We start from the raw sequence: 22,800 nt of genomic DNA, 5'->3' as shown, positions 1-22,800 counted from the left end.
CATGAAGGTACTCGTCACCGGCGCCTCGGGCGTGCTCGGCTCCTCGGTCGTGCGGGCGTTGATCGACGGCGGAGACGAAGTGACCACGCTGCAGCGCCGGCCCTCAGGCGTCGAGAGCGCGCGCGATGTGCTGGGGAGCGTGACCGAGGACGACGCGGTTGCGAGAGCAATGGCCGGCCAGGCCGCCGTGATCCACCTCGCCGCCAAGGTATCGATGGCCGGTGACGCGAGGGACTTCGAGAGAGTCAACATCGACGGCACGCGGAGCGTACTCGATGCTGCGCGGAGCGCTGGGGTGACCCGGTTCGTCCACATCTCCTCACCCTCCGTCGCGCATTCGGGGACGTCTCTCGTCGGAGCGCCGGCCGAGGCGGCCGACCCGACTTCCGCCCGTGGAGAGTACGCGCGCACGAAAGGCGAGGGCGAACTCCTCGCCCTCGCGGCGAGTTCAGATGAGTTCCCCGTGCTCGTGCTGCGCCCGCACCTCGTCTGGGGCCCGGGCGACACCCAGCTGACCGAGCGGATCATCGTGCGGTCCAGACAGGGGCGCATGCCGATCCTCGGCTCTGGCGCGGCCCTCGTCGACACCCTCTACCTCTCCAACGCCGTCGACGCGATGATCGCGGCACTCGACGCGGTCACCCGCGTGCACGGGGAAGCGCTCGTCGTCACCAACGGAGAGCCGCGGCCGATCGCAGAGTTCATCGAACGCCTCGCGCTGGCCGGGGGTGCGCGGAAACCTCGGCTTCGACTCCCAGTCGGGCTCGCCCTCGCGGCCGGCACCACCGTGGATACCGTTTGGAACCTGCAGGAGCATGACGACGAGCCGCCCCTCACCCGCTTCCTCGCCGAGCAGATGTCGACCGCGCACTGGTTCGATCAGCGCCGCACACGCGAAGTGCTCAAGTGGGAACCCGCGGTGAGTTTCGCCGAAGGCATGGCGGCTGTAGCTCGGCACTACGGACGGTGAGCTGCTGGTCTGCGGACCCGACGTCGTGAGCGGCGAGCGTGCGCGCGCATGCAATGAGGCGCGCTTGGCGGCAGGCGCTGCCGAGCCCGTTACTCGCCCGCATCCCCGATCGCCGCTTCGAGCCGCTCCAGCTTCCCGTCGAGCTCGCCCTCGAACCCGGGACGGATGTCGGCTTTCATCACGAGCGACACCCGTGACCCGAAGGGCAGCACCGCCTCGGTCGCGCGCTTCACGACGTCGAAGACCTCGTCCCACTCGCCCTCGATCTCGGTGAACATGGATCGATTGGGACTTGAGGTACCCTCATGAGCGACGCGTGTGGCAACCATTTGCGGGCCAGGTCGGAAGCTCATCTCAACGTCCATCTGACCTAGCATTCTTCACAGAGGCAGCCAGGGAATCACTGAGATTCTTCTCGATCAAGGAATTGCATTGCACTGCACCCAGCGCGGTTTAGCCAAGCTGCTGCGCCCGACCTAATGGGTCACGATAGCTTTGGCCGCGATGATGATCAGGCCAAACGAAGCAGTGGCGAGTGCGCCGATGATTCTTGTGCCCAGACGCGCCCCCACAGCCTGATAGGACCGGTATCCCAGAGCAGCGAGAGCGCCTACGCACACCCACAACGCGAGCCAATTAGCGGTGCGATCCTGTACGACGCCCAACACGCCGAGCAGCAAGGTTGCTGCCGGGAACACCGTCGCGAAGAGCATCCCGCGAGTTTCTCGCACAGACTCACGCACACTCTGCCTCAGCAGTTTGGGGCGACCGTCTTGATCGGCACGACCGTGACCCGCGACCACATTCGAGTAAACGTGCGCAAGCCAGAATACGGCAACCGTTATAGCCACGAAGGTCAACACTCGAAACGATGAAGCACCAGCGCTGCTCGCGGTAGCCACGAGCCCCGAAACCAGGATCAGTCCGTAGACCCCCTCGCCAGTGGCTAATTGTGTAGTGAAGCTGCGCGAACGATGGCTGTTTTCAGACATGATGCTAATAGTAGGCAACCTGAGACAACCTATGGCCCGTCCTGTCCGCTGGGATCTGGGATCTAAGATCGGGCACACTGAGTATGTAAGCGGCGAGTCGGTCTGCAGCTTCTAACTTTCGAGGTCCTCATCTGGCACCGGGGCACTCCCCCGAAAGGGACCACGCTCACTGTCTTCGATCCGGCGGACGTCGCAAGCAAGGCGAGACCAACCAACTCACACGAGGGTCGGCAGCGTGGGCGTGGATCAGCTCTGGCGGGTGATCGCCGAGACCGTGTAGCGCTGGTCAAGCACTTCGGGGCCCGGCTCGTACATGCGTAACACGGGCCTGAACGCACCGGCGGGGGCAGGAAGCCAGTTCGCACGAGCCCGGGCACCCGTGGGCTCCGCGTGGCTGATCGTGATGACCAGCGAGCCGTCGGCCTCGTACTCGAGCCCTGGCGAGCGGTCCCCGATCGAGAAGCGCGCTTCGGTGTTATCGACGAGGTAGTAGCTGGGCACGTCGTACATCGTCAGCGACCAGAACGCGTCGACAGGCGGCGTGGGTGCCAGGTGCAGCGTGTAACTGTTGCGGCCGTCGAGCGGATCGCCCCGCTCATCGACGTAGGTCGCGATGTAGGCGGCCTCGAACGCCTGGTTGCCCCACAGGCCGCCGAGCGCTGCCCCAGCGCGCTGCACGATGCGGCGCTGCGGGTCAGTGATCTTAAATGCGGGGTCGTCAAGCGACCCGACCTCGAAGTAGTCGAGGTTGTAATCGAAGGAATGGTAGGTAAGGTTCCAACCATTGACGAGCGCGTTGCCGGCGCCCCACTTCAAGACTTCCTCGAGCGCCGCCTGCCCCGCGGCGTAGCCGGTCTCGAGCGCCTCCTCTTCGCTCCCGCCGAGGGTCGCGAGCGTCCCCTGTAACAGCGCTTCGTCGCGCAACGCAGGCGGGAATTCCTGGCTCCAGAGCCGGTACTTTTCCCAGAACTCGCCCGCTTCCGTCTGAGCGCTCTCTGCCTCCGGAAGCCCAATAGTCGCGGCCTCCGGATTCTGCTGAACCAGCGTGGTCGCGTCCTGCAGTGCGTGCACTGCCGAGAGGTCAGCCTCTCCGTCAACGGCCCAGCGTCCCACGATCGACGCCACGCGGGTCGGCACGCGGACCACGATGGTCCCTTCCGGCTCAGTTCCGTCCCAGTCGCTCGGCACGAGCAGGTAGTTGCCGGCCTCACTGCCAGTGGCGCGGTGTCCGATGTAGGCGAAGTTATCGGTCCAGGCGCTCACGAACTGGAGCACGAAGTAACGGTCTTGCGTCGCGGGCACGCTGAGCACGATGGGGCCCACGCTCATATCGAGCTGCGCCATCGAATACAGCGTGTCGTTGTTGATGGTCACGAACTTGTCATCCGGGCCGGCGAGGGTGCGCGCATGGCTGAACGAGTTCCAGGGCGCTGCCGGGTTCTTCCCCACTCCGGTCGAGACGTAGCGTGCGACCTGGTCGAGATTGAAGACGAGCGGGAACCCGTACAGGTAGGCGGTGGTGAGATCCAGCGGTGCGGCAGACATATGACTCCCTGTGGTTTGCGGTTGCGAGCGCAGAAGACGAGCGACTAGAACGAGCCCAGGCCCTTGCCGATGACGTTTGCCCCGAGAATAACGAGAAGCACGGTCATGATGGCGGAGTTGTTGACGGTGAGCCAGGCGCGGATCCCGGAGAGTCCCCTTGCCGACGTCTGCGGCGCAAAGACCGCGAAGAGAACGGGGACGAGGACGCTCAGCGCGGCGATAAGACTGAACACGACGATCGTAGTGATCAGCTCACCAGCATGGAGGTTTCTGCGCCCGATCTCGCTGCCGGCAGCGGCAGCTACGAGGAGGTTCTTGGGGTTGACCGCTGCGAGCGCGAAGGCGAGCCCCGCCGCCGGCAGGGCGCGCATCTGATCGATCTTCGACATCCAAGCGGGCAACTCGGGAGTGGTGCCAGACTCAGGACGCGAGTGCCACTGTCGCCCCCCGAGGAATAGCAGGCCAAGGCCAAGCAGGAGCTGCACGCCGCCCAGGATCGGCCGCGAGCCGCCCGGAGCGTCGGCGGGGATCGCGCCGGCAAGTAGCGTGAACAGCGTCGTCGCGATCACGATCCCCACGAACCAGCCGATGAGGAAGGCGAGGCCCCTGCGCGTTGAACGCGGAGACATCAGCATGAGGATCACGGCGATGATCGGGATCGGACTCACCGCGATGGCTGCCGCGTTGGTGAGCGTGGCACCGATGACTTCGAGCAAGAGAATCGATCCTTTCTGGTCGGGGTGCGGCGTCGTTTAGGGCCCGAGCAGTTGCTGCTTGGCGCGATCGAACTCCTCCGGAGAGAGGACGCCCTGCTGCTGCAGCGACGCAAGCTGCTGCAGTTGCGCGACAAGGTCGGCGCCGACCAAGGATGCAGCGGCTGTCGGAGCCGAAGCGGGAGCCGGGACTGACGAAACGGTGACCGGGTTGGCCTGCGCCGCAACCGCGCGCTCGTTCTGCCGACGCGCAATGGCGCCACTCACCGCGGTCGCGGTTCCCGCGACAACTGCGCTACGGGCTGCAAGCCCAAGTAAGCCGGGGCGACCGGCGCGACCGATAAACGCCACTATGCATGCTCCTTCGCGTTCGGCTCCGTAGACGACGTGGGGGACGGTCCGGTGCGCGCCGCCGCAACAAGTTCATTGATCGCGGGAGCCGAGATCAATGCGACGTGCGCCAGGCGTCCGTTCGCCTGCGCGAGCGCAGAGGAGAGTGTCCTGGCCCAGCGCATTTCGAGCACGGCGAGGGCCGCCCCCGTTCCTGGAGAGAGTCCCGCCGCAGCATCCTCGATATCGTCCTCACCAATGAGGCCCTTCGCGACCAGCTCGACAGATGCTCCCGTATGGTCGTCAAACGCGGCGAGCTCGGACAACTCAGTCACATGGATCCCACCATCGACGAGGCGCACGACGACGACCAAGTCTGCAAGCCGCACCTGCCCACCTTCGTCGAGCGCGGTGAGCGCGGCGAGCACCCTCGGATCCACCTCACTACCGTCGAACTCGACGACGAAGACTTCAACGGGGCCGAGCTCGAACGGCGCGGCGGCCGAGATGCTCATGCGGGGTCGATCGTCGGGAATGTCCAGGACCCGTCAAGAACGCCTGAGCGCGGTCGGTAGAGGCGCACGAGGTAGTTCCAACCCTCCGCGAGAGGCAGGTAGTTGGGCGCCGACGCATCTCCGCCGAAGCGCACGGTGATCGTGCCGTCCGCGTCACGGACGCCCGTAACGCTATTCACGCTGTACGCGCCGAGCTCGTTCGGCTCGAAGAAGCCGTCGACGTTGTAGAGCGAGATCGACCAGAACCCTTCCACCGGGACATCACCGACCGTGAGGGTGTATTCGCCGACTGGCAGACGCGGCTCGACGTTAATGTACGAGGCCTCAGACTCGGGCAATCCGCCCCAACCGATCGCCGCGCCAAGCAGGTGACGCACGGGGTCGACTTCCTCGCGGCGGCCGAAGCAGCGTTCCATTCCACGCAGCCCACGCGCGAGCACGAGCACCGCGTCGCGAGTCTCCATGAACGACGTCTGATCGTAGAGGGCGGGGGTGAACTGGCCGCCGGCCACTGAGGTGAGACTGAGCTCATCTTGCAGGCGGTTGACTTCAGCGACGTCGACCGCGTCTTCAGAGTTCACCAGGATGCGCGCCGCGGCGCACACGAAGTCGCTGCCGAGCTCCTCGGCCGTGAGCTCGTAAGTGCCAGCCTCGTGGAGCACCCGATTGATGTAGTGGTCCTGGTTCACCAGCATGATCGAGGTGTACCGGCCACCGGACTCCGGAATCGTGATCGTGGCACCCTGACTCACGTCGACGATTGCCGCACTGTAAAGAGTGTCCCGGTTCATGCGGATCACGGTCTGCTGGTCGATGGGGGTTGGAACGCGGTAGTGGTTCCACAGGTTTGACGATCCCGCAGCAGCTGCGATCCCGGCGAACATGCGTTCGCTCTCGATCCTTGCAAAGTTTTCGAACGTCACCGTGACGGGAGAAGTATCCATACCGATAGCATGCCGAGCGACGGCCCCGGGCGCATCATCCATCTTTAATGATCTGGTGGCCCGGATGCGACGTTCCACTTCTCCTACCGAAGCTTCACTGCGTCTCGCCGATTGGTGACCCCGAGTTTGCGGTAGATCGCCCGCTGATGGCTGCGCACCGTGTTCACTGAAACGAAGAGAGCGGTCGCGATTTCACCGGCGGTCATCGGCGTGCGCAGGTACGCGAGCACCTCCCGCTCGCGCTCGGACAACGCAGCACCAAACGCATCGCCTGATCCGGATTCAAGGTCCGCGAGCCGCGCGGCGATGAACTCGGCGTGCTGCGATCCGGACACTGCGTGAGCAGCAAGCAGCTCGCGCAGCATTGGGTCCGCGGAGAAGAACGGCTGCAGCACCTCCTCCTCCGCGGCAGGTCCGAGCGCCCGCTCGATGCGCTCGTGCGCGCGCGCTGCGTCACCTGTTTGATGGGCGACCAGTGCCGCGGTGATCTGGGCAGCGACGTCGATGTATGAGACGGAACGCTCGGCCGGGGTGAGGCCGGCGAGGAAGTCCATCGCGAGAGCCGCGTCACCCAAGGTCCGCGCAAGCTCCGCGGCGATGATCCGCACGATCGGAACGTTCGGCTCCCTAAGCAGCGGCACAAGGGTGTCAATCGCACGCGCCGACTCGTCTTGAACGGCGAGCAAGGACGCTCGTGCAATCGCCCCGTACACAGGCCACGGCATGCCGTGCGTCTCCGAGCGTCCGATGCCGCCGAGCTGCGCCTGGGCGGCGAGGATGTCGCGCGGGCTCTTGCGTGCGGCCGCGATGACCGCAAGGAACACCCGTCCCAGTGCGGCATACGACACGTCGTGCCCACCGTGGGCGATCAGATCACGAAACGCGTCCACGGCCTCGTCGTAGCGCCCGCGCCAGTAGGCGCAGAAGCCGACCGCGAACAGACCGATCCCTCCGTCGTAGTGGGCCCAGTCGTCATCCGGGTCGTCATGCGCGAGGGTCCCCGCGAGGAGTCGATCCGCGTCAGTCAGGCGTCCCGCGAGGCTCAGGGCGAAGAAGAGGTTGGAGGCCGCACGCTTTTCGAGGATCGGTCGTCGCAGGAGCCGGGACTCGTTCGTCGCTGTGCGAAGCAGCCGCGTCGCCCGCGCCGGATCGTGGCGCAGGCGCAGCAGTGTCCAGCCCACCAGGAATACCCGGTAGGCGTGCATCGTCGCTTCAGACTCCCCCTCTGAGAGCAGTCGCTCCGCGTCCACCGTGGCCTGCACGAGGCTCGCATGGTCGTCGAGCAGAAAGAGTCGCGCGAATGCGTAGGTCGCGGCGAAGTCGTAGTCCCCCTCCCCCAGCGACACAGCACGGGCTGCGAGCATCCGAGCGCCAGATCGGTCGCCGCCCAAGTTGATGCAGCAGGCACGGATCGCGAGTACCTCCGGGTTCTCCCTGTACTTGGCCGGGAGGGAGAGGCAGCTCTGCTCCAGAGCCCGCGCGCCAGATTCAAGCATCAAGCGGATCCAGGAGCTCCGGATGATCGCGAGCGTCAGCTCTGCGTCGTCGACCTCCGCCGCGTGCAGCAGCGCCTCGGCTGGGAATCGGGCCGAGAGCTCGCGCGCGGCGGTCGCGTTGAGGATTTCGGCGCGATCGGGGCTCGTACGTGCCACGATCCGGCGGCACGCGTCACCGAACGCGTCGTGCCAGCGGTACACGGTGCGCTCCGTACCGTGTACCGCCCCATCGGTGATGCGCTCGAGAAAGAGCCCTGATGAGACGCACTCCTCGAGCAGCGCGGCGGCGCCGTCCATCCCGCTGAGCGCGCCTGCGAGGCCACGGTCGAGGCGATTACAGGTGGTCGCGGTGAGCACGAACTCACGGATGCGCGGCTGCAGGGCTGGCAGTACCTTCGTGTCGACGAAGTCAACGAACAGGTCGTCACGCCAGTCTGCTTCCGGGGCGCCGCGAAGCGCGCTGAATTGGCGCATCTGGAACGCGATCGGCCAGCCGTCGGTCGCGCTGCGCCGAGCCTCGGCGGTTGCCGAGTCGAGCACTTCGCCGCACCGCGCTGCCTCCTCGATCATGTCGGCGGCGGACAGTGAGAGTTCGGACGATGTGATGAGCGATCCGGGCTGTGCCATAACCCGCTTCGCGAACCACGGCAGCAGCTCCGGCTTGCCCGCGAGCACAAACCGGGCGCCGCTCTCGATGAGCCCGAGCAGGAGTTCAACAACGTCGCCCAGGATTGGGCCGGCGTGGTGCGCGTCGTCGATCACGATGACTGGAGGTTCGGGCAACGCCGCGAGCGACCCGGCGATGCTGCCGTAGAGATCCCGGGTCGCCACAGTCTGATGGATCGGCGCCGACGCACGCAGCGCAACCTGGGTCGCCGTTGAGGTGCGCGTCGGGCTCAGCCGCTCAAGTGCGGAGACCAAGCCGAGCAGAATCAGCCGCTCGTCGTCACGCTCGTGTCGGGTGAGTGTGAGCCAAGCGATCGGTGACACGCTCTCGTGCGCGAACGCGCTGAGCATCACAGTCTTGCCATAGCCCGAAGGCGCTGCGATCAGAGCGAACTCCGAGGAGTCGAGACACTGTGACAGCCATGAGATGAGGCGTGGCCGCGCGGCAATCCCAGGAACCGGCTGCGGCGGCGTCGTGAGGAACCAGGATGAACGCAGCCACGACTCGGGGGGCCTGGGATCCATTGCCACAGAGTATCAGCGGGCGCGGCGCCGTCATCACCTCTGGATGACTTCGTGACGAAGTACTTCCGCGGTGCGCCGGTCTCAGGCAATCTGGTGGCCGCGCCGTGTGAGCATTGCCCGCTGTCGCAGTGACTTCGCACCTCACGACCGATCGAGGAAGGAACATGAAATGAGGGTGCTTCCCACATCGCTTCGCAATTACCTCGCCCAATTCGGTTCGCGGCGCACCGTGCTCCCCGACCTGTGAGCGGGGCCTCGTTCTTGGCGTCGAGAGCGTGCCAGACGGGCTCACCGCGGGCATGCTCCCCTGCCTCAATCCCTTGCACGGGCTCTATGCCTACCTCGTGGGGACGATCGGCGGCTCACTCGCCACCGACGCAGTGTTCATGTCAGTACACGCGACAGGTGCGATGGCCGTGCTGGTCGGCTTTGTCAACGCGGTCGCCATAAACATCGTGCTCGGTCAGCTCGACGACGCAACCGGGAGCCATGCAGATGCCGCGAACCGGATGATGCACGCTATCGGCTCCTTCCTCAACATCGCGCACTGGAGCCTTCCCACCCTGCTCTTTTCCGCCGTGACGCTCGCGCTGATCTTGCTCCTCGAACGAACCCGGATCGGCGCGCTCGCCATGGCCGTCGCCGTGGCCGGAGGATCGGGGCTCGCCGTTGCGCTCCGACTATTCCCCGACCGACGCCGCGCGAGATGCCCGCCCCGAAAACCCTGCCCGTGGGCGAGACCATCGTATTCGTCCCATACGGAGCCCTGTTCTTCGCGGCCGCCCCATCATCGAATGTCAGCTGCCGACCATCCCCACCGACGCGCACGGAACCGGCCGTCACCTTCCGGCTCCGCGGCAAGGATCGGATCGGCAGCACGTTTCTACGCGAATTCGAGGGCTACTCGAGCATGCTGCGTGCGGCGGGGGCCACGCTCATCCTCGCGGCGGAGCGGTCGGAACCGCCAGGCGCCGCATAATCCAATTCGGATGATATTCGCCCGATTACCGCGTACGCGAGGCGCATTCCAGGCAGGGTACTCACGTGAACGAATGGATCGCAGGAGCGGCTGGGCCCGTCCGGCGATGACGAAAGGGAAACATGAACACGACTCACCGTGGCCTTGCAGCCGCAGCGCTCGTCAGCACGCTCTGTCTGGCGGGCCTCACTGGGTGCGCCCCGTCTGGTCCGTCAGAGGAGGAAAACACCGCCGCCGCGTGCGCCGCACTCGGTCACTACGACGCGACACTGACGAATGCCGCAGAGGACCTCGCAGAGGCGTCCACCGTGGGCGAGCTGCGTGAAATCCGTGACCGTGTCGCCGAGTCCCACGACACGGCCGTAGAGGCGATCAGCGCGGTAGCCGATGACCGGTCCAAAGCACTGGAGAGCGCTTGGACGACGTTCTCTGAGCAGCTACAGGAAATCGACGACGACGCTTCGCTCACGGCCGCGCGCGACTCGCTCATCGAGGATGCACGCGCGCTTACCGGTGCCCGCGAGACAGCCGAGTCAGGCCTCGACTGCGCCTAGCCCCTCGGCGGCGACTGATGGTTGCCTCGCCGGGACGACAACACAAATGCGCGGGGCCTTGTTCCCTGCTCACTGCACAAGATAGGAACAACTGTGACCCTGTTCGAATCAATCTGGGACGTCCTCGCCTGTATGTTCTGGGCGTTCGTGTTCATTTCGGCGCTGATCGCGGCCCTGATGGTAATCATTGACCTGTTCCGAGATCGGACGTTGAACGGCTGGGCCAAGGCTGCGTGGGCCCTGTTCCTCGTGCTGGTGCCGCTACTGACATCACTGGTCTATCTCGTGGTTCGCGGCCAGGGCATGTCCGGGCGCCTGGACGATGATGCCCAAGCGAGCAAGGAAGCAACCGACGCATACATCCGCGAGGTCGCCGGCGCGAGCCAGGCGGATGAGATCGCGAAGGCGAAGTTGCTGCTCGATTCCGGCACGATTACATCCGAGGAGTTCACGGCGATGAAGGGTCGCGTTCTCAACGTCGTGTAGGCGCGGAAGCGCCGACGGCGATCCGGCTTCTGGTGGCTCTGAGTTTCGCCCGTTGAACCGGGCAATCAAGCACGAGCCGGATCGCTCTGTTTCGTTTCCTCCAGAGTTTTCCTTGGCAGGTGATGATGGCCATCTTCCTTCCATGGTGCTCAAGGAGGCGCCATGCAGCCAAGCATGCTGCACTTTCCCGACCGTGAAGCAGGCTCAACAGGACCCATGCCTCCTGTAAGTACCCTCAAGCACTCGTACCCAAGCTGCCGGCCTCCAGCAGTTGAGCCGACGAGCGGTCCAATACTGCGCCAGAGGCTCGGGAAGCTTCCTCTACTCTTCCAGCGCCGCTTCGAGCCGCTCCAGCTTTCCGTCGAGCTCACCCTCGAACCCGGGACGGATGTCGGCTTTCATCACGAGCGACACCCGCGATCCGAAGGGCAGCACCGCCTCGGTCGCGCGCTTCACGACGTCGAAGACCTCATCCCATGAGCCTTCGATCTCGGTGAACATCGAGGAGGTGCGGTGCGGCAAGCCCGATGCGCGCACCACCTTCACCGCCTCGGCGACGGCATCGGAGACGGAGGCGTTGCCGGTGCCCGACGGGGCGACGGAGAATGCGAGGATCATGGTGTTCGCGTTCCTTTCTCGGGTGCAATGAGGTGAGGTGAGCGCTACGCCTCCGCCGGCACCTCGATGGGGTTGGTGTTGGTCTTCTGCGGGCGGCGGGCGAACCAGAGCGACACGATCGCCCCGATGAGGATCGCGGCCACCGGCAGCAGCATGGATTGCGCCATCGCAGCGGCGAACCCTTCGCGCGCCGCCTCGGGCAGCTGGCCGCCGCCCATCCCGGCCTCGCCACCGGCAGCACCAGCAGCGCCGGCACCACCACCGCTCGCGCCGCCCAGCTCCGCGGCGATGCGCGACTGCATCAGCGCGGCGATCGCGGCCGACCCGAGCACGGCGCCCACCTGGCGCGACGTGTTGTAGACGCCGGAGCCGGCGCCCGCGAGCTGCGGAGCGAGGCTGAACGTGGTGATCGATGCGAGCGGCCCCCACATGCAGGCATTCGCGACGCCGAGCACGGCGCTCGGCACGAGCAGCAGCCAGAGCGGCGTCTCGGGGCGCAGCAGGAAGAAGTACAGCAGCATGCCGGCGGCGACGAGCGCGAGCCCGAAGGTCGCGATGCGGCGCGGATCGGTGCGATCGATGAGCAGACCGACGGGGCGTGCGAGCCCAGCCGAGAGCAGCGCCATCGGCACGAGCATGAGCGCCGACTGGGTCGGCGTGAGGCCGCGCACGAGCTGGTAGTAGAACATGAGCGGCAGCCCCATGCTGGTGACGGCGAGTCCGACCGTGACGATCGTGCCGGTGCCGACGGAGAAGTTTCGGTCCTTGAAGATCTCGAGCGGCAGCAGCGGCTCGCCGCGCTGCACGCGCTGCCAGATGACGAAGAGCACCAGTACGAGCGCGCCGACGATGATCAGGCTCCACACCGAGATCGGCCCCCAGATCACACCCCACTCGTAGCTCTCGCCCTCCTGGATGCCGAAGACGAGCATGAACATGCCGGCGGCGCTCAGGAGCACGCCGATCCAGTCGAAGTGGTGGGCGTGCGTCTCGAGTTTCGGCACGAATCGCATCGCGAGCACGAAGCCGATGATGCCGACGGGCACATTGATGAAGAAGATCCACTCCCATCCGAACCCGTCGAGCAGCACGCCGCCGAGAATCGGACCGACGAGCGTGGCGACGCCCGCGGTGATCCCCCAGACGGCCATCGCCGAACCGCGATTGCGGGGCGAGAAGATGCGGGTGATCACCGCCATCGTCTGCGGGGTCATGAGCGCGGCGCCGAGGCCCTGGAAGACGCGCGCGATGATGAGCGCCTCGATCGTCCCGGCCATGCCGCACGCGAGCGACGACAGCGTGAAGACGGTGAGCCCGAAGAGGTAGATGCGACGCGGCCCGAAGCGGTCTCCGAGCCTGCCGGTGATGAGCAGCGGCACCGCGTACGCGAGCAGGTACGCGCTGGTCGCCCAGAGCGTCGCCACCATCGTGGTGCCGAGCCCGTCCATGATCGAGGGGTTCGCGACGGAGACGATCGTGGTGTCGACGAGGATCATGAAGAAGCCGAGCACCAGCGACCACAGGGCGGGCCAGGGGCGGATCTCGGGCTTCGGGGAAGCGGGGGTTTCGGTGCTCACCCGAGAAGACTACTCCTGGCCGCGGACAGTGTTAGGGAGTCGTGCCGGCCATCTCCGACGGGCCGAAGCTCTCGGGCAGCATCTGCTCGATCGTGCGGATTCCCGCGGGTGTCTGCAGCAGCATCCCGGGTGCGGCGGCCTCGGCGAGGAGCTGCCGGCAGCGCCCGCACGGCGTGATCGGCTGACCGTTGCCGACGCAGGCGAACGCGAGGAGGCGCCCGCCCCCTCCGAGGTGCAGCTGCCCGATCATGGTGCACTCGGCGCACAGGGTCACGCCGTAACTCGCGTTCTCGACGTTGCAGCCCGTGATCAGACGGCCGTCTTCGACGAGCGCGGCGCACCCCACGGCGTAGCCCGAGTAGGGGGCGTACGCGTGCTCGGCTGCGGCGAGCGCGGCGTCCGTGAGCTCGGTCCAGTCGATGTCGTGTGCCATGCATCCAGCGTATCCGGGCCGCGGGCCCAGCCGAGAGGCGCAGACGCCGCGCCTGCGAGAACCCGGAACGCCCGGGGTGGGAGCCCCGGGTGTTCCGATCCTGCACTGATGTCGGCGACTAGTCCTTCAGCGCATCGCGCAGCTTGACGCGCACGCCGGTGCGCAGAATCGAGTTGCTGTAGATGCGCGACCCGATCCAGATGACGACCGCGATGGTGACGACCAGGATGCCGAGCGACACGATCGGCTCCCACCACTCGGCGATGCCGAGGTAGAGGCGCATCGGCATCGCGTTGGGGGCGGAGAACGGGATGTAGCTCATGATCGCGAGCGCCTGGGGGTTGTCGTTGAAGAGGATGATGAGGAAGAACGGGATCATCACGAGCATCATGACCGGGCTCGTCACCGATCCGATGTCCTCCTGCCGCGACACGAGCGCTGCCGCGGCCGCGTACATCGCAGCGAGCAGCACGAAGCCGAACGCGAACAGGATGCCGAACCAGATGAGCGAGGCGCCGAGCTCGCCGAGCAGCAGATCCTGCCCCGTCGCGAGCATGCCGACCGAGGCGAGGGCGAGGATCGCGACCACCGTGCCGAGCGCGAGGATGCTGTTGCCCAGGATCTTGCCCGCGAGCATCGTGCGCGCGGAGACGGTGGCGAGCAGGATCTCGATGATGCGCGTCTGCTTCTCTTCGACCACGCTCTGCGCGATCGTCGTGCCGAAGGTGAGCGCGGTGGTGTAGAAGATCATGCCGAAGGCGAGGGCGATGATGTACGCGAGGAACGGGTTCGTGCCGAGGGGTTCGAGCAGTTCGACCGACGGCACCACCGAGAGCGCCTGCACGAGATCGGTCGGAGCGCTGTCGAGCGCGACCACGGTGAGATCGAGCGGGGTGTCTCCGCCGGGAACGATCGCGGCCTCGACGTCGCCGTCGCGCACGAGCTGCTCGGCTTCAGCCCGGTCACCGACCTCGGTCACCTCGAAACCGGCGGAGGTGAGCGCGTCCCCCTGCTCCCCGCTCGCACCGGCCACCGTCGCCACCTGCGTGGGGCTTCCGATTCCGCCGTTCTGGGAGAGCAGCCCGCTGATGACGACGCCCCCGAGCACGACGAGCAGGAGGATGCCGGTCGAGATGAGGAATGCCTTGCTGCGCAGGCGCGTCGTGATCTCGCGCTCGGCGACGAGCCAGGCTCCCTGAGCCCCGCTGATCGGGCGCGACGAGGATCGCCGAGACTGGGAAGTGAGTGGGGCGGTCATCGCACGACCTCCTTGAAGATCTGAGCCAGTGATGGGGTGATGGGGGCGAAGCGCCGCACCGACGTGCCGGGTGCGGAGTGCTGCACGGCGCGAGCGAGCACCGCCTGGGCGGCGGACTCGTCCGGAGCATCGAAGCGGGCGAACCCGCCGTCGAGATGCGTGACCTCGACCCCTGGCAGCTCGCGCACCCAGCCGGCGTCGGCCGCCGGCCCAGCGAGCTCGAGCTCGAAGCTGCTCCCGGAGTGCTGCGCCCGAAGGCCCTCGCGCGAGCCGGAGGCGAGGATCCTGCCCCCGCCGATCACCACGACGTCATCGCAGAGCCGCTCCACGATGTCGAGCTGGTGCGAGGAGAAGAGCACCGGGGCGCCCTGCGCGGCATAGTCGCGCAGCACCGCGAGCACGACCTCGACAGCCATGGGGTCGAGGCCGGAGAACGGCTCGTCGAGCACGAGGGCGGACGGCTCGTGCACCAGTGCCGCGGCGATCTGCGCGCGCTGCTGGTTGCCGAGCGAGAGGCTCTCGAGGGTGTCGGTGCCGCGCTCCCCGAGGCCCAGCCGCTCGATGAGGTCGGCCGCGGATTTCTTCGCCGCTCCCGCGCTCATGCCGTGGAGTCGCCCGAGGTAGACGAGCTGCTCGAGCACCTGCATCTTCGGGTAGAGGCCGCGCTCCTCCGGCATGTAGCCGAAGCGCGCACGGTCGGCCGGGGTGAGGGGCGCTCCGTCGAGGCTGACCGAGCCTGCGTCGGCGGAGAGCACCCCGAGGATGATGCGCATGGTCGTGGTCTTGCCCGCGCCGTTGCCTCCGACGAAACCGGTCATTCGACCGCCCTCGACCGTGAAGCTCACGTCGTCGAGCACGCGCCGCTCGCCGAAGCTGCGGGTGACGCCTGCGATGTCGATCATCTCGATCCCTTCTATCGTGTGATTCCAGCATGGCGGGGCACCGGCGCGACGCGCTTCCCCCTCACGGCTGATTGCTGCGGCGAGGGGCGGATCGCCCTCCCCCGCGCGACGGAAGCGCCGTGTCGGCGGCACACCCTACGCTGGTGCCATGGAGGATCACGCGGAGTGGAGTCGGCCGAGCCCAGGTCGGAGCGGCCTGCGCGCCGACATCGCGCTCGCGCTGGTGCTCGCGCTCGCGTCGGTGACCACCGCGCTGCTCTACCAGCGCACCGGGATGTACCCGGGAGCGGCGGACCCCTGGGTCTGGGCTGTCGGGCTGGGCTTGACGACGCTGCCGCTGGCACTGCGCCGCCTCTACCCGGTGCCGGTCGCGATCGTCGTGTCGATCGGATTCTTCGTCTGCGGCCAGTTCGGCGTGCCAGAGGTGCTGATCATCAACATCGCGCTGTTCTGCGCGCTCTACACCGTCGGCGCCTGGGAGCGCCGACGCGCGCTCGCGCTCTGGGTGCGCCTCGGCATCGGGGTCGCCATGATGGTGTGGATCACCGTCGTCCTCATCGTCTCGTCTTCGAGCGATGACGCCTTCGAGGGCATTTCGCGATCGGGCATCTTCTCGGCATACGCCACCTTCGCGGTCATCCAGATCATCACGAACCTGCTGTACTTCAGCGGCGCCTACTTCTTCGGCGAACGCTCCTGGCGCTCGGCGCGTCAGCAGGCGCTGCTCGAAGCGCAGGGGCGCGAGCTCGATCTCGAACGGCAGACGAGCGCGGCGCAGGCCATTGCGCTCGACCGGCTGGCGATCGCGCGCGAGCTGCACGACGTCGTGGCGCACCACGTGTCGGTCATGGGCATTCAGGCGGCCGCCGCGCGGCGCAGCATCGAGCGCGATCCCGCCCGTGCGGTTGCAGCCCTCGGCGTCGTCGAGGAGAGCGCGGGCACCGCCGTCGACGAGCTGCGGCGGCTCGTCGGCACGCTGCGCGACCCGGCGAAAGAAGGGTCGGCGCCGACCACGATCGGCGTCGCGCACCTCTCCGAGCTCGTGGCAGAGGCGCAGAGCTCTGGCACGCCGACGACACTCATCGTCGCCGGTGAGCCGCGGCCCATCCCCATGCTCGTCGACGTCGCGCTCTACCGCGTCGTGCAAGAGGCGCTGACGAATGTGCGCAAGCACGCCGGCCGCGGTGCGACCGCCGAGGTGCGCCTGCGATTCGGCACGGACGCCGTCGAGGTGGAGGTCGCGGACGACGGGGTGCGGCAGGAGCTGACGCAGCGCTCCCGCGGGTCCGGCCTCGGCCTGCAGGGCATGCGCGAGCGCATCGGCGCCGTCGGCGGTACCGTGCACGCCGGGCGGCGGGAGCGCGGAGGGTTCATCGTCCGCGCGTGCGTGCAGAATGAACTCGCCTCCGCCCATCCCCGCGCTGCCGCTGCCGCTGCCGCGAGCTGACATGCACCACTTCCCCGAAAGGCTCACATGATCCGCGTGCTGCTCGTCGACGACCAGGCGCTCGTGCGCTCGGGCTTCCGCATCATCCTGGAGTCGGAGCCCGACATCGAGGTGGTCGGTGAGGCCGAGAACGGCGCCGTCGCCGTCGCGCTCGCTACCGAGCTCCATCCCGACGTCATCTGCATGGACGTCGAAATGCCCGTGCTCAACGGGATCGATGCATCGCGGCGCATCCTGACGTCGGCTTCGTCGGCTTCGTCGGTCGCATCGGCTTCGGGCCGCGCGGCTCCGGCGATCCTGGTGCTCACGACGTTCGGGCACGAGCAGTACCTCTTCGACGCACTCGCCGCCGGAGTCAGCGGTTTCCTCCTGAAGACCGCACGCGCCGAGCAGCTCATCGACGCCGTGCACTCGCTCGCGGCGGGCAACGCGCTGCTCGGCCCCGACGTCACACGCGCCGTGATCGAGCGGGTCTCGGCGAGTACCGCCGTCGACGCGAAGGCCGCTGGGGCGGGCGACGATCCCGAATCGAGCCAGGTACCCGATGCGGCGGCCACGGCGATGACGGAGGCGGGCCTCACCGACCGCGAGCGGGAAGTGCTCGCCCTCGTAGCGCAGGGCAAGTCGAACGGCGAGATCGCTGCGGCGCTCTTCCTCGGCGAGGCGACCATCAAGACGCACGTGTCGAACCTGCTGCAGAAACTCGGCGTGCGCGACCGCATTCAAGCGGTCGTGTGGGTGCACACGCGGCCGTAGCCCGCCGCTCGCGGCCCGGCGCTGGCGCAGCTGGCGCCTCGAGATGGCAGCGGGGTCACTTTCGGAGCGTGTTGGGCGCTTTCGCAGATGCGACACCCTCCCAAAGTGACCCGCCTCGCAGGGAGGGGAGGGGGAGGGGGGGAGGGGGGATGGGAGCACGGCGCTCTCCGGCGCGCCGGGCGGCGCCGCAGCGGCGCGCCGCAGCGTCAGGCGCCGCCCAACGTCGAGGCGCGCACCACCAGCTCGGGGGTGAACTCGATCTGCTCGCGCGTCGCATCAGCACCGGCCTCCGCCTCTGACAGCAACAACCCCACCGCGGTAGCGCCGATCTCGACCGCGGGCTGACGCACCGACGTGATCGGCACCACCGCGGCGCTCGCGAAGTCGATGTCGTCGTATCCGATGAGGGCGATGTCTTCTGGCACCCGCAGCGATCCGGTCATCACGAAGGCCTGCAGCACTCCCATGGCGAGCAGATCATTCGCGGCGAAGACGGCGTCCGGCCTGCGGTCGGCTGGCAGCGCGATGATCTCCTCGGCGATCCTGCGCCCCTCGAGCACGCTCAATGCGCGCGTCTCGCGCACCTCGAGCGTCGCTCCCGACGTCTCGGCGACCACCGACGTCGCGCCGTTGACGCGATCGGAGACCTGCTTGATGCCCAGCGGTCCGCCCACGAACGCGATGCGACGGCGCCCGAGCTCCAAGAGATGGCGGGCGGCGATGCGCCCGCCTTCCACGTCATCGACCGAGACGGAGGAGAAGGAGCGGTCGCTCGAACCGCGGTCGACGAGCACGACGGGGATCCCGGCTTGGCGCAGCCTCCAGAGCTGCGTGAGGTCGGTATCGACGGGAGAGATGAGCACGCCTGCGACACGATGCTCCTCGAACATTTCGAGGATGCTGTGCTCGCGCTGCGGAGAGTCATCGCTGCCCCCCATCAGCACGGTGTACCCGTCATCGATCGCGCGGCGCTGCGCTCCGTGTGCCAGGTCCATGAAGAAGGGGTTGCGGGTGTCGAGCACGACGAGTCCGAAGCTGGTGCTGCGCCCGGCGCGCAGCTGTCGCGCGGCGTCGTTGCGCACGAAGCCCAACTGCTCGATCGCTTGGGTGACGCGCGCCACCGTGCCTGCGGCGACGATCTCCGGCCGGTTGAGCACGTTGGAGACGGTCCCGACCGACACCCCCGCCTCGCGCGCGACGTCGCGGATACTCGCTGCCATGGCGTGATCTCCCACTTCGTTGTCGTAAAGCCCTGTGCTGGGCAGCAGTCTACCGATCGCATCACTCTTTTGAAACGCTTCAATAACGACTGTGAAACCGTCTCGACATCGACTTGACTCATTGGAGACTCGCGCCATAAACTCACCTCAATCGCGATTGAAACGATTCACAAGTTCAAGCGCGCACCACCCCTGATATGCCCTTCCAATGGCAGGAAGTCCGTGAGTTCAATGAAGAAACCACCCGCCGGCGAGCCGCTGCTCGAACTGCGCGGCGTCGCCAAGGCCTTCGGCCAGGTGATTGCACTGCGCGACAGCACCCTCGCACTCTACCCGGGATCCATCCACGCCCTCGTCGGCGAGAACGGCGCGGGCAAGTCGACGCTGGTCAAGATCATCGCGGGTCTCTACCGCCGCGACAGCGGCGACTTCCGCTACGACGGCGAGACGGTCGACTTCTCCACCACTGCCGAGTCGAAGGCCGCGGGCATCGCGGTCATCTACCAGGAGCCGACGCTCTTCCCCGATCTCTCGGTCACCGAGAACATCTTCATGGGCCGGCAACCCCGCGGTCGGTTCGGCCGCATCGATCGCGGTGCGATGCGCGCCGAGGTCGAATCGCTCTTCACGCGCCTCGGCGTCGCGATGGATCCGGATCGCACCGCCGACGGCCTCTCCATCGCCGACCAGCAGATGATCGAGATCGCGAAGGCGATCTCGCTCGACGCACGCGTGCTCGTCATGGACGAGCCCACCGCAGCGCTCTCCGGTGTGGAGGTCGAGCGCCTCTTCCAGGTCGCACGCGCGCTCCGCGATGAGAACCGCGCGCTCGTCTTCATCTCGCATCGCTTCGACGAGGTCTTCGCGCTCTGCGACACGATCACCGTCATGCGCGACGGCAGTTACGTCTCGACGCGCGCCATCAGCGAGACGGATCCCGACAGCGTCGTCGCCGAAATGGTCGGTCGCGAGATCACGGACCTCTTCCCGAAGATCGAGACCGAAGCCGGCGAGCCGCTGCTCGTCGTCGAGGGGCTCACGAGCCCCGGCATCTTCAATGACATCAGCTTCACCGTGCGCGCCGGGGAGATCGTCGGGCTCGCCGGACTGGTCGGCGCCGGCCGCAGCGAGGTCGCCCGCGCCGTGTTCGGCGTCGACTCCTACCGCACCGGCACCGTCACCGTCGCTGGCACGAAAGTGGCGAAGAACAAGCCGACGGCCGCCATGCGCGCCGGACTCGCGCTCGTGCCGGAGGATCGCCGCAAGCAGGGTCTCGTGCTCGATTCGAGCGTGGGCCGCAACACCACGTCCGTGATCCTCGACTCCCTCGCGAAACTCGGCATCGTCACGACCGGCGCGGAGAACCGCGCCGCGCGCCCGTGGGCGGAGAAGCTCGAGGTCAAGGCGAACGCGCTGACCACCATCGCCGGCACCCTGTCGGGCGGCAACCAGCAGAAGGTCGTGCTCGGCAAGTGGCTCGCGACCGATCCGCGCGTGCTCATCATCGATGAACCGACGCGCGGCATCGACGTCGGCACCAAGTCGGAGGTGCACCGTCTGCTCTCCACCCTCGCGAGCCAGGGAATGGGCGTGCTCATGATCTCGAGCGAGCTCCCCGAGGTGCTCGGCATGGCCGACCGCGTCGTCGTCATGCACGAGGGCCGCATCACCGCCACCATCGATCGCGAAGACGCGACGCAGGAGAACGTCATGCGCGCCGCGACCCACAGCTCGAGTACGGAATCGGAGCACGCCGCATGAGCGCCACGACATTGAAGGCCCCGAGCGTCGGGTTCGGTGCGATCGTCGGCCGCCTGACACGGGCGCGCGAGGCGAGCATTCTGCTCGCCGTGCTGCTCGTCGTCGCAGCCGCAACGATCAAGAACCCCAACTTCCTGTTCTCGACCGACGGGTACCGCGACCTCTGGCTGACGCCGTCGCTGCTCCTGCTCGTCGCAGTGGGTCAGGCCGTCGTGCTGATCACCCGCAACGTCGACCTGTCGGTCGGCTCGATCCTCGGCCTCAGCGCGTACCTCACCGGCCGCCTGTTCATCGACATGCCGGGGCTGCCCGCCATCGTCGTCGTCGTGATCGCGATCGTCTTCGGCGGCCTGCTCGGTTTGATCAACGGCGCGCTCGTCGCGTTCGCGAAAGTGCCGGCCCTCGTCATCACGCTCGGCACGATGTACGCCTTCCGCGGCATCAACGTGCTCTGGACGGGATCGGATCGGATCAACGCCTCCGACATGCCCCGCAGCTTCCTCGCCCTCGGCACGGCGCAGGTGCTGACGATCCCAGTGCTCACCATCATCGCCGTCGTCGTGCTGATCGCCGTCGCCTGGTGGATGAAGAACACCCGAGGCGGGCGCGAATGCTACGCGATCGGCTCCGATCCCGACGCGGCCCAGCTCTACGGGCTGCCCGTCACGCGCCGCGTGCTCACCGCCTTCGTGCTGTCGGGAGCACTCTCCGGCTTCGCCGGCGTGCTCTACGCCGCCCGCTACGGCACCATCAACTCGCAGGCGGGCGCCGGCTGGGAATTCGACGCGATCGGTGCGGCCGTCATCGGCGGCGTCGCCATCTTCGGCGGAGTCGGATCGGTGTGGGGCGCCGCCATCGGCGCGGCGCTGCTCATGACCATCAACCGTGCGCTTCCGGTGCTCGGCGTGCCCGACTTCTGGCAGCGCGCCGTCGTCGGCGTCCTGATCATCGGAGCGATCGTGCTCGACCGGGTCCTGTCGCTCCGACAACATCGGAAGCTCATCGAAGAACGGGAGACGCAGCGATGACCGCTCAGACCACCGTCACCACCTCCACGACCAGCCTGCGGCACATCGCAGACTACGATCGTCCGCTCTGGCAGCGCCTCCTCCTCACCCGCGAGAGCGCGATCATCGCCCTCGTCATCGTCGTCGTGCTCTTCGCGAGCATCGTGGTGCCGAACTTCGGCAGCAAGATCACGATGACCTACCTGCTCCTCGACATCTTCCCGATCCTGATCATCGCGCTGCCGATGACGGCGATCATCGTGACGGGCGAGATCGACCTGTCGGTCGCGAGCATCGTCGGGCTCTCGAGCGTGCTCACCGGCGTGCTCACCCAGGCGGGGGTGCCGTTCGGGCTCACCATCGTGCTGGCGCTGGCGGCCGGCCTGCTCGCGGGCACCATCAACGGGTTCCTCATCACCGCGGTGGGGCTTCCCTCGCTCGCCGTGACCATCGGCACCCTGGCGCTCTTCCGCGGCATCGCCGTCGGCATGCTCGGCACCACCGCGGTGACCGAGTTCCCCGCCTTCTGGACGGACCTCGCGAAGGAGAAGATCGGCTCGACCGGCATTCCGGTCGTCATGATCCTCTTCGTGGTACTCGCCATCGCGTTCGCGATCCTGCTGCACTTCACGAAGCTGGGCCGAGGCGTCTTCGCGATCGGCCTGTCGCCGGAAGCAGCGCGATTCTCCGGCGTCGACGTCGCCCGCACGAAGATGCTGCTGTACATGCTCAGCGGCGCCGTCTCAGCTCTCGCCGGCATCTACTTCACCCTCCGCTACGGCAGCGCCCGCGGCGACAACGCGACGGGCATGGAGCTGCAGGTCATCGCCGCAGTGCTGCTCGGCGGCGTGTCGATCTTCGGCGGCCGCGGCGCCCTGCACGGCGTGATCGCCGGCGTCGTGCTGATCGGCGTGCTCGGCAGCGCGCTGCGCCTCGCGAACGTCACCTCCGACGTGATCAACATCATCACCGGAGCCCTGCTCATCGGCGCCGTCATCTCGACCAGCGTGATCGCTGCGGTGAAGAACCGGCGGAGAACGGGAAAGAAGCTGCAGATCGCCGGAGCTCGGGCCGCGACGACGTCCTGACGCACATCGGCACCCTTT

General features: G+C 67.2%; 22 protein-coding genes and 2 pseudogenes. 10 read left to right on the top strand and 14 right to left on the bottom strand.

The annotated features are described in order from the left end of the window. Position 1: 1 nt before the first annotated feature. Positions 2-970: an NAD-dependent epimerase/dehydratase family protein gene (locus JSQ98_RS11610; RefSeq protein ID WP_211649821.1), complete on the top strand. Its 969-nt coding sequence runs from the start codon at positions 2-4 to the stop codon at positions 968-970. Positions 971-1,059: 89 nt separating this feature from the next. On the opposite strand, the pseudogene JSQ98_RS11605 reads toward JSQ98_RS11610, so the two are convergent. The 8 genes and pseudogenes from JSQ98_RS11605 to JSQ98_RS11570 all read right to left on the bottom strand — a co-directional run. Then, positions 1,060-1,293: pseudogene (locus JSQ98_RS11605) on the bottom strand (thiamine-binding protein); the annotation flags it as partial. Between the two features lie 153 nt (positions 1,294-1,446). Continuing rightward, positions 1,447-1,962 carry a hypothetical protein gene (locus JSQ98_RS11600; protein ID WP_211649819.1) on the bottom strand — a complete coding sequence of 172 codons (516 nt, stop codon included), beginning with the start codon at positions 1,960-1,962 and terminating at the stop codon, positions 1,447-1,449. A 246-nt stretch (positions 1,963-2,208) separates the two neighbouring features. Next, positions 2,209-3,507, bottom strand: a complete 1,299-nt coding sequence (locus JSQ98_RS11595; protein WP_211649817.1) for a DUF1254 domain-containing protein — start codon at positions 3,505-3,507, stop codon at positions 2,209-2,211. A gap of 44 nt (positions 3,508-3,551) precedes the next feature. Next, positions 3,552-4,223 carry a GAP family protein gene (locus JSQ98_RS11590; protein ID WP_211649816.1) on the bottom strand — a complete coding sequence of 224 codons (672 nt, stop codon included), beginning with the start codon at positions 4,221-4,223 and terminating at the stop codon, positions 3,552-3,554. Positions 4,224-4,259: 36 nt separating this feature from the next. Then, a complete protein-coding gene (locus JSQ98_RS11585; RefSeq protein WP_346728784.1) occupies positions 4,260-4,487 on the bottom strand; it encodes an SHOCT domain-containing protein in 228 nt (75 codons plus the stop codon). A gap of 83 nt (positions 4,488-4,570) precedes the next feature. Beyond that, positions 4,571-5,065 carry a DUF6325 family protein gene (locus JSQ98_RS11580; protein ID WP_211649815.1) on the bottom strand — a complete coding sequence of 165 codons (495 nt, stop codon included), beginning with the start codon at positions 5,063-5,065 and terminating at the stop codon, positions 4,571-4,573. Further along, positions 5,062-6,009 carry a DUF1214 domain-containing protein gene (locus JSQ98_RS11575; RefSeq protein ID WP_249290819.1) on the bottom strand — a complete coding sequence of 316 codons (948 nt, stop codon included), beginning with the start codon at positions 6,007-6,009 and terminating at the stop codon, positions 5,062-5,064. Before JSQ98_RS11575 ends, JSQ98_RS11580 begins: the two co-directional genes overlap by 4 nt. An 83-nt stretch (positions 6,010-6,092) precedes the next feature. Next, positions 6,093-8,696 carry a helix-turn-helix transcriptional regulator gene (locus JSQ98_RS11570; RefSeq protein ID WP_211649814.1) on the bottom strand — a complete coding sequence of 868 codons (2,604 nt, stop codon included), beginning with the start codon at positions 8,694-8,696 and terminating at the stop codon, positions 6,093-6,095. A gap of 299 nt (positions 8,697-8,995) precedes the next feature. On the opposite strand from JSQ98_RS11570, the pseudogene JSQ98_RS15530 reads away from it, so the two are divergent. The 4 genes and pseudogenes from JSQ98_RS15530 to JSQ98_RS11555 all read left to right on the top strand — a co-directional run. Further along, positions 8,996-9,298 (top strand): annotated as a pseudogene (locus tag JSQ98_RS15530) (SulP family inorganic anion transporter); the annotation flags it as partial. A 104-nt stretch (positions 9,299-9,402) separates the two neighbouring features. Next, the gene (locus tag JSQ98_RS15120; RefSeq protein WP_249290817.1) at positions 9,403-9,675 is read left to right on the top strand and encodes a hypothetical protein; all 273 of its coding nucleotides are present in this window, start codon (positions 9,403-9,405) and stop codon (positions 9,673-9,675) included. A 122-nt stretch (positions 9,676-9,797) separates the two neighbouring features. Continuing rightward, on the top strand, positions 9,798-10,229 hold the full coding sequence (locus tag JSQ98_RS15115; RefSeq protein WP_249290816.1) for a hypothetical protein: 432 nt from the start codon (positions 9,798-9,800) through the stop codon (positions 10,227-10,229). Between the two features lie 93 nt (positions 10,230-10,322). Next, entirely contained in the window at positions 10,323-10,715 is a 393-nt protein-coding gene (locus JSQ98_RS11555) for an SHOCT domain-containing protein (protein ID WP_346728783.1), read from the top strand. A gap of 321 nt (positions 10,716-11,036) precedes the next feature. Here the strand turns inward: JSQ98_RS11555 and JSQ98_RS11550 are convergent, their stop codons facing one another. The 5 genes from JSQ98_RS11550 to JSQ98_RS11530 all read right to left on the bottom strand — a co-directional run bounded on the left by JSQ98_RS11550 (position 11,037) and on the right by JSQ98_RS11530 (position 15,503). Next, on the bottom strand, positions 11,037-11,333 hold the full coding sequence (locus tag JSQ98_RS11550; RefSeq protein WP_211649811.1) for an MTH1187 family thiamine-binding protein: 297 nt from the start codon (positions 11,331-11,333) through the stop codon (positions 11,037-11,039). Positions 11,334-11,377: 44 nt separating this feature from the next. Further along, a complete protein-coding gene (locus JSQ98_RS11545; protein WP_346728782.1) occupies positions 11,378-12,910 on the bottom strand; it encodes a DHA2 family efflux MFS transporter permease subunit in 1,533 nt (510 codons plus the stop codon). 31 nt (positions 12,911-12,941) lie between these two features. After that, complete coding sequence (locus JSQ98_RS11540; RefSeq protein WP_200330511.1) at positions 12,942-13,343, bottom strand: cytidine deaminase; 402 nt, start codon at positions 13,341-13,343, stop codon at positions 12,942-12,944. A gap of 118 nt (positions 13,344-13,461) precedes the next feature. Then, the gene (locus tag JSQ98_RS11535; RefSeq protein WP_200330513.1) at positions 13,462-14,601 is read right to left on the bottom strand and encodes an ABC transporter permease; all 1,140 of its coding nucleotides are present in this window, start codon (positions 14,599-14,601) and stop codon (positions 13,462-13,464) included. After that, a complete protein-coding gene (locus JSQ98_RS11530; RefSeq protein WP_090146091.1) occupies positions 14,598-15,503 on the bottom strand; it encodes an ABC transporter ATP-binding protein in 906 nt (301 codons plus the stop codon). Before JSQ98_RS11530 ends, JSQ98_RS11535 begins: the two co-directional genes overlap by 4 nt. 148 nt (positions 15,504-15,651) lie before the next feature. Here JSQ98_RS11530 and JSQ98_RS11525 point away from each other — a divergent pair, with 148 nt between their 5' ends. Together JSQ98_RS11525 and JSQ98_RS11520 are read left to right on the top strand one after the other, a co-directional pair. Continuing rightward, positions 15,652-16,950, top strand: coding sequence for a sensor histidine kinase (locus JSQ98_RS11525; RefSeq protein WP_211649810.1), 1,299 nt, complete (start codon positions 15,652-15,654; stop codon positions 16,948-16,950). Positions 16,951-16,977: 27 nt separating this feature from the next. Next, positions 16,978-17,706, top strand: coding sequence for a response regulator (locus JSQ98_RS11520; protein WP_211649809.1), 729 nt, complete (start codon positions 16,978-16,980; stop codon positions 17,704-17,706). Between the two features lie 206 nt (positions 17,707-17,912). Here JSQ98_RS11520 and JSQ98_RS11515 read toward each other — a convergent pair whose 3' ends face one another. Beyond that, positions 17,913-18,926 carry a LacI family DNA-binding transcriptional regulator gene (locus tag JSQ98_RS11515; protein ID WP_211649807.1) on the bottom strand — a complete coding sequence of 338 codons (1,014 nt, stop codon included), beginning with the start codon at positions 18,924-18,926 and terminating at the stop codon, positions 17,913-17,915. Between the two features lie 231 nt (positions 18,927-19,157). Between JSQ98_RS11515 and JSQ98_RS11510 the strand changes: the two genes are divergently transcribed. The 3 genes from JSQ98_RS11510 to JSQ98_RS11500 are packed head-to-tail and all read left to right on the top strand — an operon-like array spanning position 19,158 to position 22,782. Then, positions 19,158-20,687 (top strand): sugar ABC transporter ATP-binding protein, encoded by a 1,530-nt coding sequence (locus tag JSQ98_RS11510; protein WP_211649806.1) that lies wholly within the window; start codon positions 19,158-19,160, stop codon positions 20,685-20,687. After that, on the top strand, positions 20,684-21,715 hold the full coding sequence (locus tag JSQ98_RS11505) for an ABC transporter permease (protein ID WP_090146081.1): 1,032 nt from the start codon (positions 20,684-20,686) through the stop codon (positions 21,713-21,715). Before JSQ98_RS11510 ends, JSQ98_RS11505 begins: the two co-directional genes overlap by 4 nt. Then, the gene (locus JSQ98_RS11500) at positions 21,712-22,782 is read left to right on the top strand and encodes an ABC transporter permease (RefSeq protein WP_090146079.1); all 1,071 of its coding nucleotides are present in this window, start codon (positions 21,712-21,714) and stop codon (positions 22,780-22,782) included. The genes JSQ98_RS11505 and JSQ98_RS11500 overlap by 4 nt, the downstream gene beginning before the upstream one ends. Positions 22,783-22,800 lie beyond the last annotated feature (18 nt).

Source organism: Leucobacter manosquensis (assembly GCF_018304845.1).
GTDB classification, from domain to species: Bacteria; Actinomycetota; Actinomycetes; order Actinomycetales; family Microbacteriaceae; genus Leucobacter; species Leucobacter alluvii.
Note: the sequence above shows the minus strand (reverse complement) of the source record. Positions and strands in the feature narration are given on the sequence as shown.